The following is a 12,050-nucleotide window of genomic DNA, read 5'->3' on the forward strand; positions in this document are numbered from 1 at the left end:
GCCGGGTCCTCTCTGTAATGAATGGAGCTTTATTTCGCCGCTTTGAGCAGGTTATAGGTATAATCTGCCTGCATCTGCCAGATCGCACAGCTGGTTTTGGCATCTTTATCCAGTTGTGTGGCGTCCGGTCCATAATTTACCGTACCGGTCAAATTGGGAAACCCCTGAATACCTGACAGGGCATCGCGTATTGCTAAGCGGTCGCTTTCCAGTGTGTCATCTGTGAGGCCGAGTTCCAGGCCTGTCAGCGCGTGGGTAACCGTATTTACGCAGTCATAGGCAAGGGCGGAATTGGCGTCAGGCGCGGTGAGCTGCTCAGCATAATCTGCCATGAACTTTTTGGAACCGTCGTCCGTGGCAGTAGCGCTCCAGGGACTGGCGATGATGACACCTTCGCAGGAAGCGCCTGCTACCGATGAATAGTCTGCCGAAGTCATTGCGTTATATCCGGCGAAGGGCATATCGGCCGGAATACCCACTTCCAGCCTTTGGGAAGTAATCAGCCCGATCTCAGCTTCATGCCCGGCGATCACGAGGATCTCGGCGTCAGAGTTTTTGATATTCAAAAGTTGACTTTTAAAGTCAATATCGCCTTCATTAAACATCTCTTCCAGATAGATATCCTGATCGTAATTCTCCTTCATATAACCGACGAAATCATCAAACTGCCCCTGTCCCTGGGAGTCGGTACTGTGAATAAAAGCGATTTTTTTCATCCCAAGATCTTCGCAGATATAGTCACAGAGAGAATAAGATTGATAACAATCCGCAACGGAATTTCGGAAAAACCATTCATTCGCGTAATCCTTGGTGATCGAGGTGTTCGTAGACTGAGGGGTGATAACCGGTATCTTGCTCTGAGCGGCCAGATCTATGACCGCCAATGCGTTTGTGGAAGTCGTGGGGCCGATAATAAGCAGTACTTTATCTTCAGAGACCATACGGTTAAATTCATTAACCGCTGTCTCGGCATTCCCCTCCGTATCATAAAAGACTACCTCTACGGTATGACCGTCAATACCGCCTGCTTTGTTAAGATCATCGAATTGTTTGGTCATGACGGCCCGCATCTGAGCACCGGTGCTATCGTTATAACGCATAAATACACCTAATTTGTAGGATAAACCGGTTGCTTCGGCGGAAGACGTTTCGCCGGAAGGAGAAGACGCAGGCTCCTGAGCCTGGATCGGTGTAGAAGTTTCACCGGAACTTTGGTCGGAAGAAGTATCAGTTCCCCGGCTGGTGTTTAAACTGCACCCTGCACATAGAATAATTGTCAGTAACAAAGCGGAAATGGTCAACAAACCCTTTTTCATATCATATTTCTCCTTTCTCATCTGTTCAGCACTGCTATTTTTTATAGCTATGAGCACTTAATGCCCGTTTTTTGGGCATTTACGTGCGATGCATGAAAAATAGTCAGCGAGGTTTTTTCGAGCGCTACTATTTTTTATCGCTCTTGATAACGATCCAGAACCTTTTCTTTTATGTCTCTTAATGACTGCTGAAGGATAATAATCTCACTGGCCAGCGTTACCATACGGACTCCCATGTTCAGCAGATTATCGATTGCCTCATAGGTGGGAGGATTGGCTACCAGCATCACTTCGATTCCCTTCCTGGCGGTTTTTTCCATCAGCATATCCAATCCTTTTCGTACCTGAGGATGATCGATTTTATAGAGCTTGGTGATATTGAGCGACATGGCATAATCCGCAGGTCCGAAGCAGATCGCGTCGATTCCCTCCACTTCCAGAATGTCATCGATGTTATCGATGAACTCATAATCCTCGCACATGGGAATTACCAGCTGCTTTTCGTGACAGTGATTCATATAGGTAACCGGATCATATCCGTATCCGCCGTATCTGGCGGCATGTACACCACAGTCATAGCCGCGATGCCCCAGCGGAGGAAATTTTGCCCCTGCGATCATGGTCTCCACGTCCTGTCTTGTTTTACAATGGGGACAAATGATTCCTGCCGCTCCGATTTCCAATGCTTTTCTTATCTCGATCTCATCGGGCCGTGTTGTCCGGATCAGCGGGGCTATACCGGCGTTTTCAGAAGCCAGGACTACTTCGCGCAGTCCTGTAACCTCACAGGGCGTGTGTTCGGCATCAATAAACAGATAATCCATTCCATAAGCACCGATTACCTCTGCCATAACGGAGCTCATACTGGTCAGTGTGGTTCCAAATACCGGTCTGGTTTTTAAAAGTTGTTTTAAATCTTTCATATTTTCCTCCATGCGTGCGTTTTTCCGCACATATAGGTATGGGTGAACATCCTTTTGTTCAACCGTTCCTCCATGCGTGCGTTTTCCCGCACATATAGGTATGGGTGAACATCCTCTTGTTCAACCGTTCCTCTGTTATTGATCAAAAGCTGCCCGGCAAGACTCAAAATAATTATGTAACCCAAGAACATCCCCACCGGTGCTGATAAATTGATACCCCATATCGCGGATGCGTGGGACTTCCTGAGGGCTGCAGGTCGTTCCGGCGAATTTTCCGTGTTTTCTGCAGGCCAGCGCCACGTTCCGGCGCATTTCCTCTACCATAGGATGGTTGATCTCCCCGGGTATTCCCAGGCTGTGACTATAATCGCCGGGGCCGAAAAATACCACATCGATGCCTTCCAGCGCGCAGATCTCCTCGACATAGGGGGCGGCCTCTTTGTCCTCGATCTGCACGATCAGCATCTTCCGTTCGTTTGACTGCCGCAGATAATCCGCGACAGGAATGTTGCAAAATCTGCCATCCGCATTGCCACCGTCAATAGGCCGGCGGCCGATGGGATGAAAACGCGTATAGTAGACGATTTGCCTGGCGTCTTCCGTGTTCAAAACATGCGGGACCATGATACCGGAAGCGTCTAATTCCAGTGGTTTGATCAAATCGCTGTAACTGCCTCTGGCAACGCGGACCAAAAGATCTTTATCGTATGCTTTCGCCGCCAGAACCTGCTTTTCGACCACAGCCCAATCATTTGGCACGTGCTCTGTACATACCCACAGACAGTCGAAATCCGAAAGTCCGGCGATCTCAATTGCCCGAGAATCACCCAGACTCAGTTTTGTGCATTTCGCAACACCTCCCTGCCGCATTACATCAAGTGACCTGCTTTTTGCGACTTCCATAGACAAGTAACTACCTCCAATCCTTGTTTACAATGCATTTCTGTTGACTGATTACAAAAACTTTACTCCCGGGAATAACAATTGCCTGTTTATTATATGAAAATCATAGCTTATTCGACAAAATCCGTCAATAAAAAAGGTAAGTTTTACAGGCAACTTTTTTATTTGGAATAATTAGATGTAAGTTGATAGGGAAAATGAGAAAAAATATGTAATTTGGTATTGATCTTCATTTACCAACCATAGTATACTAAGGATATTGCAAACCGCAAAAGATAAAAGGGGTAAAAAATGTACAAATATGAACGTATTATACAGCAACTGATAGCCAATTTTTCCACTATGCCGCCGAATACGCCAGTACCTTCCCGGGCGATGCTTTGCGCAAAATACGGAATATCCCGTGCGACAGCCGATCGTATCATGACACGTTTGCGGACAGACGGAGTCATCTGCACGAAGGTGGGAAGCGGCAGTTTTATATCACCGGAATTTTATTCCAAGTGCCAAAAAGATGGCAGATCCATCTACAACTGGGGTGTGATACTGCCAAATATCATGACAAACTCCTTTCCGGGAATACTCAAGGGAATAGAGGATTATGCCCAACAAAAAGGGATCAATACTATAATCTGTAATACGGACTACGATGCAGAGCGGGAAATGCAGTATATTGACCGTTTAATCGCATCCAAGGTTAACGGTCTCATCATAGTGCCTTCCATTCACACAAGGGTAAACATGAAAGGGTACATGCAGCTTTTTAAGCATAAGATCCCCTATGTATTCTGCAACCGTGGAATCAATGAGTTACCGACCGTTCCATTAGTCAGCTGCAATAATTTTTATGGAAGCTATATCGGAACCAAACACCTGATACAACAGGGTTATAAACACATTGGTTTCTTATCTGCGATCCGATTTGAAACAAGCATGGAACGGCTCAATGGATTTTGCGCCGCTTTAATGGAAGCAAATATGGAAATCGACTATGGGATCGTAGTATCTCAGACTGAATCCGGAGATGAGGAAAATATAGAAGACACCATCCGCTCGATGATGGCAAGACCTTACCCGCCTGATGCATTATTCTGCCATAATGATGTAATCGCGCGACAGGTCTATACGGTGGCAGAGGAAATGGACTTGCGGATTTCAGTGGATATCGGAGTAATTGGATTTGATAACAATCTGCCGATCTGCCTTTCTCTGACACCGAAGCTGAGCAGTATATCCTTCCAGGGATATGAAATAGGCCATCAGGCGGCGGTGCTTTTGCACAGTATGGAATTTGAAAAAGAAGCGGATTATCAAAATGTGTACTTACTTCAGCCCAGCTTGGTGCTGCGTGAAAGCTGTCAGGGGCCTGAGGGCTGAAAAGCGGGGAACATAGACGGAGAAGTGAGAATGGCGGACCGTGGGCACCAGCGCTTATATAAGTCACATCTCCCGATCAGATTCCCGCTCCATCAAGCTGCCGCGGACGACAGCTTCGTTCCCGTATTTTTGGCGGATCTGATCCAGGGCGGCGTCCAGTTTTTTCTGCTTCTCGGAGACGGGCTTTTCCAGGTCGAAGAGGCTGATCTGAATCGGGGTGTCGACGGGCACCAGCTTGGAAGTACGGATGCCGAGCAGGCGGATCGGCCCATGATTCCAGAGCTCCCGGAAGAGGCGGCCGGCGCATTCGTAGATGGAGGCGTTGGTATTTGACGGGACCGGGAGCTGGGCCTGATGGGAGAAGACCGTAAAGTCACTGTATTTGATTTCTACTGATACCATGCCGGCTAACTGACCGGCAGTTCTGAGACGCTTGGATACGGATTCGGCCAGACCGCGAAGGATAATTTGGGCTTCCGGGAGGGTGGTTACATCCTGGGGAAGCGTGGTGGAATTACCGATGCCTTTGGCTTCCACAGGTGATCCGATCACGGGAGTGTCATCAATGCCGTTGGCGTATTCCCAGATCAGCTGCCCGTGGCTTTTTAAGTGGGCGGTCAGAAGGGCGGGGTCCGTGCGGGCCAGGTCACCGATCGTCAGAATTTCCAGTTTGTGAAGAAGCCGGGCGCTGGAACGTCCAACCATAAACAACTCGTCCACCGGGAGCGGCCACATTTTTGTGGGGATTTCTTGAGGAAACAGGGTGTGAACCCGGTTGGGCTTTTCAAAATCGGAGGCCATTTTTGCCAGCAGCTTGTTGCAGGAGATTCCGATGTTGACAGTGAAACCAAAGTCTGAATGGATCCTGTCCTTGATATGGGCGGCAGCGGCAAGCGGCGACGCGTAGTGGTGCGTCATCCCGGAGAAATCCATGTAGCACTCGTCCACACTGACCTGTTCCAGGTCCGGGCTGTATTCGGATAACAGTTCCATCAGCCGGCGGCTGTATTCGTGATAAAGATGATGATCCGGCGGTTCAATGACCAGGTTCGGGCATTTGCGCAGCGCGTCGACAATGGGTTCCCCGGTCCGGACCCGGAAAGCTTTGGCCGGACCAGATTTTGCCAATACAACACCGTGACGGCTTTTTTGGTCGCCGCCGATGATAGTCGGGATGTTCCGCAGATCGATCCCATCCCCGTTTTTTAAATGTTCTACGGATGTCCAGCTTAGATAAGCGGAATTTACATCAATGTGAAAAATTATTCTGTCCATAGCTACATTATATAGGTTCAGGGAAGAAATGACAATTGCCTTCCGGATACAGTTTGTGTTACAATTTCGTTACTATACACGGAAGCTGGTAGGGGACTGGCATCTTTCGACAGTAGAGTCAAATATTCCGGTAACTGCGTGGAGAAAGGGGCCTGTCCCCGGATGCTGGTCTATTCGATGAAAAAAGCCTGCTTCTCCATACGCCGGACTATTCTAGGCAACCTTCGGGGACAGGCCCCTTTCTCCACGCAGTTACCGGAATATTTGACTCTACTGCCGAAAGGTGCCAGTCCCCTCTCCATCAGCCGCGAATAGTTACACAATTTCCACTGACAAAAAGAAGGAGAGGTTAGACATAAATGGACAATGTGATACTAATCGGAATGCCTGGAGTAGGGAAAAGCACTGCCGGGGTTGTGCTGGCGAAGATACTGGGATATGAGTTTATAGATTCCGATCTGCTGATACAGAAGGAGGAAAAGCGCCTGCTGGCGGAGATTATCGAGCAGGACGGCATAGACGGCTTTATTGCTGTGGAGAACCGGGTAAACGCCTCGATTGAGGCAGAGAGATCCGTGATCGCCACAGGGGGGAGCGTTGTGTACGGTGAGGAAGCCATGGAGCATTTAAGAAAGATCGGAACGGTTGTGTATCTGCGACTCTCTTACCGGACTTTAGACCGCAGACTTCATAATATAAAGGGACGCGGCGTGGTACTTAGGGAGGGGCAGAACCTGGCGGACCTGTATGAGGAACGGACACCTCTTTATGAGAAGTACGCGGATATTGTGATTGATGAGGAGGAGCTGAGTATCGAGGAAACCATTGAAAATATACAAAAAGCCCTTTACAAGGCTGATAATTGTTGATAGAATGAATCTGTTACAAATATATTACGAAATGATTACGGCGTGGAAAGTTATATGGAGGCGTTATGAGGAAATATAAGAATTATCGCCATGTGATGAAGTATACGTATGTCAAAGCGGTTGCCGTTACGTCGGGAATCATGTTGTTGACGATGCCCCTGGTGGGCAGCAGATTCGGTTCTGGGGATTATTATGAGGTTTCCGTGGATGGACAGGTTGTAGCCGCCGTCTGTGATCCGGAGGAGGCAAAGCAGGCGATGCTGGAGGCCAGAAAGAGGCTGTCCCGTGAGTCTGAGGACATGATTTTCATGGATGTGGATATGGAGGCCAACGCCAAGGAGACATTGGTGGGGTCTACCATGAGCGGAGAACCCCTGGTGAATGCGATCTATGATAAGCTTAAGACCGCAGAACAGGAAACCAAGGGAAAAGCCTACACGGTTAAGATCAATGAGTATACTGTCACAGTGGCCAGCATGGACGAAGTTGTCCAGCTGCTGGATGCTGCGAAAAATAAATACGATGTAAATAACGAGTTTACGGTGGAACTGGTGGCGGACCAGGGCAGAGAACTGAATGTATTTACCACCAGCCTGAACAAAGTGGACAAGTCTGAAAATGAGGTGGACACGGTAACCTCTGCGATCGAAGGCGCCGCGGGTATCGAGGCGGAGGCGCCGATTCCGCAGGTGTCCGGTTCGAACGACGGTATGGTGGACATCGACTTTGATGAAAATGTGGAAGTGGTGGAGGCTTATGTGGAGCCGGAAGAAATCACTCCCGTACAGGAAGCCATCGATCAGGTCACGAAGGATAAAGAAAAGAATACAGTCTACGAGGTAAAGTCGGGAGATACCATTTCTACCATTGCCAATGGAAATGATATGAGAGTAGCCGAGCTGCTGGATGTCAACGAAGGTCTGGCGGAAGACACGGTAATCCAGCCCGGGGATGAACTTATCCTGACGGTTCCGGAGCCGGAGCTGTCCGTGGTGACAAAAGAAGAAACTACTTACGATGAGGACTATGAAGCTCCGGTTCAGTATATCGATAATGACTCCTGGTATACAACGAAAGAAGAGGTTATCCAGGAGGGGAGTACCGGACACCGGCAGGTGACGGCATTGGTGACTTCCAGGAACGGGAAGGAGATCAGCCGGGATATCATAGCGGAAACGGTTATGGAAGAGCCTGTGGCAAAGATCGTGGAGAGAGGAACTCTCGTTCCGCCCACTTATATCAAACCATTGTCCGGAGGAAGGCTGTCATCCCAGTATGGAAGACGCTGGGGCCGGATGCATGAAGGCGTGGACTGGGCGTGCCCGGTCGGAACTGCAGTCAGAGCGTCCTGCGGCGGTACCGTTCTAAGAGCCGGATGGATGGGAGGATATGGAAACTGTATCCTGATTCAGCATCCCGACGGCAGAGTTACCAGATATGCCCATTTGAGTAAGATACTGGTGAGCCCGGGGCAGTCTGTAAAACAGAATGATAAGATCGCACTGAGTGGAAATACCGGTAACAGCACCGGGCCGCATGTGCATTTTGAAATACTGATCGGCGGTTCACCGCAGAACCCGCTCAAATACTTGAATTAGTAACGAAGGAACGCCTGATGGGCGTTCCTTTTTTGGCCAATATCTGGAATCCGAAACTTTCGATTTACAAATGAGGAGTTTGTGCTATAATAGTTTTAATGAAAAAATCCAGGTTTGTTGGGAGGCAGCCCGGGTTTTGGTCTCTTTATTTAAACAGAAGGATTTCACAGTGAGATTCCGGCTTATTAGCATATTATGAAAAAGTTGATGAAATAGTATAGAGGTGCGTCATGGAACAATATATCATCAAGGGCGGAAACCCTTTGGTAGGCGAAGTGGAAATTGGCGGGGCAAAAAATGCCGCTTTGGCTATAATAGCTGCGGCTATTATGACCGATGAGACAGTAGAGATAGATAATTTACCGGATGTAAAAGATGTAAACGTATTATTAAAGGCAATTCAGGAGATCGGCGGGAAAGTGGAACGTCTGAACCGGCATTCCGTAAGGCTCAATGGTTCCATGATTGGCAGTGTGGTTGTGGAAAATGATTATATAAAAAAAATAAGGGCTTCTTATTATTTGCTGGGCGCGCTGCTGGGTAAGTATAAGAGAGCAGAGGTAGCTCTTCCTGGTGGATGTAATATCGGCAGCAGGCCGGTGGACCAGCACCTGAAGGGCTTTCGTGCGTTAGGCGCGAGAATCGATATCAAGCATGGAATGATTATCGCGGAAGCGGGCAGCCTGACCGGGAATCACATCTATCTGGATGTGGTAACTGTGGGGGCCACCATCAATATCATGATGGCAGCGGTGATGGCATCCGGCAACACCGTGATCGAGAATGCGGCAAAAGAACCCCACGTGGTGGATGTGGCCAACTTCCTGAACAGCATGGGAGCCAATATCAAAGGCGCCGGAACGGATGTGATCCGGATCAAAGGCGTGGAGAAACTGCACAAGACCAGCTATGCGATTATTCCCGACCAGATTGAGGCCGGTACCTTTATGTTCGCTGCCGCCGCAACCAAAGGCGATGTTATGGTTAAGAACGTGATACCGAAGCATCTGGAGGCGATTACCGCCAAATTAATGGAGATCGGCTGTGAAGTCGAAGAGTTCGATGACGCGGTTCGTGTGGTATCGTCCAAAGGATTAAAGCATACCCATGTGAAAACCCTGCCGTACCCCGGTTTTCCCACCGATATGCAGCCTCAGATCACCGTAACCCTGGCTCTCTCCGAGGGAACCAGCATAGTCACCGAGAGTATATTTGAGAACCGGTTTAAATACGTGGATGAACTTTCACGCATGGGAGCAAATATTAAAGTAGAAGGGAATACGGCCATCATTGATGGGACCGAACGATATACAGGGGCTGGAGTGACAGCGCCTGACTTGAGAGCCGGAGCGGCATTGGTCATTGCAGGGCTGGCGGCTGAAGGAATCACGACAGTAGACGATATCTTCTATATTGAAAGAGGATATGAGGCATTCGAAGATAAACTTCAGAACCTGGGAGCTATGATTGAGAAGGTATCCACCGAAAAAGATATCCAGAAATTCAAATTAAAAGTAGGCTGATGATACAGGCAGGTGTGGTGAGATCCGTACCTGCTTTTTTTATTTCATAAGAAATTGCTCCTATGAAATAAAAAAAGCTCCGAGGGATCGCACAGCGGCGGTTTGTTTTTGTTATTCCTGTCTATGCAGGCAGTCCGTGGAATGAGTAATGCCGTTATGAGTGTTTTTAACAGCGGCCTGAATGAATCCGCGGAACAGGGGATGAGGCCGGTTGGGCCTGGATTTCAATTCAGGGTGGGCTTGTGTGGCTACGAACCAGGGATGGCCGGGAAGTTCGATCATCTCCACGATACGGCCGTCAGGAGAAAGACCGGAGAGCTTCAATCCGTTTTGCTGCAGCACACCGCGATAGTCATTGTTTACTTCATAGCGATGTCTGTGACGCTCATAGATCGTCTTTGTGTTATAGAGCTCATAAGCGGTAGAATTTTCATCCAGGACACAGGGATATGATCCAAGGCGGAGTGTACCGCCGATATCCGTTACCCCGTTCTGATCCGGCATCAGTGCGATAATCGGATGGCCTGTCTCAGGATTCAGTTCGATACTGTGGGCATCGGGATAACCGACCACGTTTCGTGCGAATTCCACGATAGCCAGCTGCATACCCAGGCACAGACCAAGGAACGGAATCCCTTTGGTGCGGGCGTAGCGGACAGCCAGAATTTTTCCGTCAATTCCCCGATCCCCAAAGCCGCCGGGTACCAGGATTCCCTGCACATCCCCCAGCATTTCATCCAGGTTACTTTCGTTTAAAAGTTCCGAATCAATCCACTTGATATTCACGGTTGCGGAGTTGGCAATGCCTCCATGCTTCAGGGCTTCCACGACGCTTATATAGGCGTCATGCAGCTGAATGTATTTTCCTACCAGAGCCACCGTAACGTTCTGGGTGGGATTGCGTAGTACTTGAACCATACTCCGCCAGTCTTCCAGATCTGGTTCCGGACACGGCAGCTGCAGGCTTTCACAGACAACCTGAGCTAAGTTTTCTTTTTCCATAGCCAGTGGAGCCTCATACAGATAATCCACATCCAGATTCTGAAGTACATGTGCGCTCGGAACATTACAAAAAAGCGCTATCTTATTTTTAATATTCTGATCCAGGGAATACTCCGAGCGGCAGACGATAATATCCGGCCGGATTCCCATCCCCTGGAGCTCCTTCACGCTGGCCTGAGTAGGCTTCGTCTTCAACTCCCCGGACGCCTTTAGATAAGGAATCAAAGTTACATGAATTAAAATCGCATTTTCCCGGCCCACATCGTGCTGAAACTGACGGATCGCCTCCAGAAACGGCTGTCCTTCAATATCGCCTACCGTCCCGCCGACTTCTATGATCGCAATCCTCATCTCCGAATCTGAGTCATTCCGGTAAAAGCGGCTCTTAATTTCATTCGTAATATGAGGAATCACCTGTACGGTACCTCCGCCAAAATCCCCACGCCTTTCCTTATGAAGAACCGTCCAATAAATTTTCCCTGTAGTCACATTTGAATTCTTATCCAGACTCTCATCAATAAATCGTTCATAATGCCCCAGATCCAGGTCTGTCTCCGCCCCGTCATCCGTCACGAAAACCTCCCCATGCTGAATCGGGTTCATAGTTCCAGGATCAATATTAATATAAGGATCGAATTTCTGCATCGTCACCTTATACCCCCGGGCCTTCAGCAGCCGGCCCAGAGAGGCCGCAGTAATCCCCTTCCCCAATCCAGAAACCACTCCTCCAGTTACAAATACATATTTTACCGGCATAATCTTCTTCCTCCTCCATATGCTTATAACATAGTAAATAAAGTAATTGAAAAATAATGTAAAAGAAAAAACAAAAAAAGCGTCAGTCAGGGTATGTAACACCAACTCCGCTTTGAGCTGTCTATGCAGCAGTTTAACGACCGCTACACAGCTATATTGAATTCTGCTACATTATACAACTATGATTCCTTAAAATCCAGATTTTTTTTCATAAGAACCGAAAAAATTTGAAAAATAGGAAATATCCATAAAAACTCCCCGCCAAACACCGCAAAAACCATCTAATTTGCCTCATCGCATCACCCATCCCATCGCGGCATCACCAGAGAGGGGACGGATGCGCACAGAGAACCGGCCGGACCGGGGAGACTGTCCGAAAATCAGGGCGCAGCCCGCCAGGTGTCCGCTCTGTTTGGACGTATCCTATGGGGGCCCGCCAGGGAGAGCGGTGTCTGGGGGCCTCTTCCTCACTTAAGGCTGTTACCCGGTTAAATCTAAATGAAATCGG

10 protein-coding genes are annotated in these 12,050 nt (G+C 48.6%); 4 read left to right on the plus strand and 6 right to left on the minus strand.

Annotation, left to right across the window (positions count from 1 at the left end; all coding sequences use genetic code 11):
• Positions 1 to 29: 29 nt before the first annotated feature.
• The 3 genes from KTH90_RS16840 to KTH90_RS16850 form a co-directional block, all read right to left on the minus strand.
• Positions 30 to 1,316, minus strand: coding sequence for an ABC transporter substrate-binding protein (locus KTH90_RS16840; RefSeq protein WP_238727084.1), 1,287 nt, complete (start codon positions 1,314 to 1,316; stop codon positions 30 to 32).
• A 134-nt stretch (positions 1,317 to 1,450) separates the two neighbouring features.
• Positions 1,451 to 2,239, minus strand: a complete 789-nt coding sequence (locus tag KTH90_RS16845; RefSeq protein WP_238727085.1) for an HpcH/HpaI aldolase family protein — start codon at positions 2,237 to 2,239, stop codon at positions 1,451 to 1,453.
• Positions 2,240 to 2,374: 135 nt separating this feature from the next.
• On the minus strand, positions 2,375 to 3,142 hold the full coding sequence (locus KTH90_RS16850) for an HpcH/HpaI aldolase family protein (protein WP_158351462.1): 768 nt from the start codon (positions 3,140 to 3,142) through the stop codon (positions 2,375 to 2,377).
• A 291-nt stretch (positions 3,143 to 3,433) separates the two neighbouring features.
• On the opposite strand from KTH90_RS16850, the gene KTH90_RS16855 reads away from it, so the two are divergent.
• Positions 3,434 to 4,519: a substrate-binding domain-containing protein gene (locus KTH90_RS16855; RefSeq protein WP_158351463.1), complete on the plus strand. Its 1,086-nt coding sequence runs from the start codon at positions 3,434 to 3,436 to the stop codon at positions 4,517 to 4,519.
• A gap of 63 nt (positions 4,520 to 4,582) precedes the next feature.
• On the opposite strand, the gene KTH90_RS16860 is transcribed toward KTH90_RS16855, so the two are convergent.
• Positions 4,583 to 5,794 (minus strand): DNA polymerase Y family protein, encoded by a 1,212-nt coding sequence (locus tag KTH90_RS16860; RefSeq protein ID WP_238727086.1) that lies wholly within the window; start codon positions 5,792 to 5,794, stop codon positions 4,583 to 4,585.
• Between the two features lie 359 nt (positions 5,795 to 6,153).
• On the opposite strand from KTH90_RS16860, the gene KTH90_RS16865 reads away from it, so the two are divergent.
• The 3 genes from KTH90_RS16865 (at position 6,154) to KTH90_RS16875 (ending at position 9,784) form a co-directional block, all read left to right on the plus strand.
• Positions 6,154 to 6,663 carry a shikimate kinase gene (locus KTH90_RS16865; protein ID WP_158351465.1) on the plus strand — a complete coding sequence of 170 codons (510 nt, stop codon included), beginning with the start codon at positions 6,154 to 6,156 and terminating at the stop codon, positions 6,661 to 6,663.
• A gap of 65 nt (positions 6,664 to 6,728) precedes the next feature.
• Complete coding sequence (locus KTH90_RS16870; protein WP_238727087.1) at positions 6,729 to 8,261, plus strand: M23 family metallopeptidase; 1,533 nt, start codon at positions 6,729 to 6,731, stop codon at positions 8,259 to 8,261.
• Between the two features lie 230 nt (positions 8,262 to 8,491).
• A complete protein-coding gene (locus KTH90_RS16875) occupies positions 8,492 to 9,784 on the plus strand; it encodes a UDP-N-acetylglucosamine 1-carboxyvinyltransferase (protein WP_158351467.1) in 1,293 nt (430 codons plus the stop codon).
• Between the two features lie 111 nt (positions 9,785 to 9,895).
• Here KTH90_RS16875 and KTH90_RS16880 read toward each other — a convergent pair whose 3' ends face one another.
• Positions 9,896 to 11,542 carry a CTP synthase gene (locus KTH90_RS16880; RefSeq protein ID WP_158351468.1) on the minus strand — a complete coding sequence of 549 codons (1,647 nt, stop codon included), beginning with the start codon at positions 11,540 to 11,542 and terminating at the stop codon, positions 9,896 to 9,898.
• 319 nt (positions 11,543 to 11,861) lie between these two features.
• Positions 11,862 to 12,050 (minus strand): hypothetical protein (locus KTH90_RS16885; RefSeq protein ID WP_238727088.1); only part of this gene is annotated, 189 nt, incomplete at its 5' end.

Origin of the sequence: Diplocloster modestus, assembly GCF_019042245.1 — a bacterium.
In the GTDB taxonomy this organism is placed as follows: domain Bacteria; phylum Bacillota; class Clostridia; order Lachnospirales; family Lachnospiraceae; genus Diplocloster; species Diplocloster modestus.

What these genes read in the sequence shown, in the direction of transcription:
- KTH90_RS16840 (WP_238727084.1), bottom strand. Translation starts at nt 1,316, where the DNA reads ATGAAAAAGGGTTTGTTGACCATTTCCGCTTTGTTACTGACAATTATT.
- KTH90_RS16845 (WP_238727085.1), bottom strand. Translation starts at nt 2,239, where the DNA reads ATGAAAGATTTAAAACAACTTTTAAAAACCAGACCGGTATTTGGAACC.
- KTH90_RS16850 (WP_158351462.1), bottom strand. Translation starts at nt 3,142, where the DNA reads ATGGAAGTCGCAAAAAGCAGGTCACTTGATGTAATGCGGCAGGGAGGT.
- KTH90_RS16855 (WP_158351463.1), top strand. Translation starts at nt 3,434, where the DNA reads ATGTACAAATATGAACGTATTATACAGCAACTGATAGCCAATTTTTCC.
- KTH90_RS16860 (WP_238727086.1), bottom strand. Translation starts at nt 5,794, where the DNA reads ATGGACAGAATAATTTTTCACATTGATGTAAATTCCGCTTATCTAAGC.
- KTH90_RS16865 (WP_158351465.1), top strand. Translation starts at nt 6,154, where the DNA reads ATGGACAATGTGATACTAATCGGAATGCCTGGAGTAGGGAAAAGCACT.
- KTH90_RS16870 (WP_238727087.1), top strand. Translation starts at nt 6,729, where the DNA reads ATGAGGAAATATAAGAATTATCGCCATGTGATGAAGTATACGTATGTC.
- KTH90_RS16875 (WP_158351467.1), top strand. Translation starts at nt 8,492, where the DNA reads ATGGAACAATATATCATCAAGGGCGGAAACCCTTTGGTAGGCGAAGTG.
- KTH90_RS16880 (WP_158351468.1), bottom strand. Translation starts at nt 11,542, where the DNA reads ATGCCGGTAAAATATGTATTTGTAACTGGAGGAGTGGTTTCTGGATTG.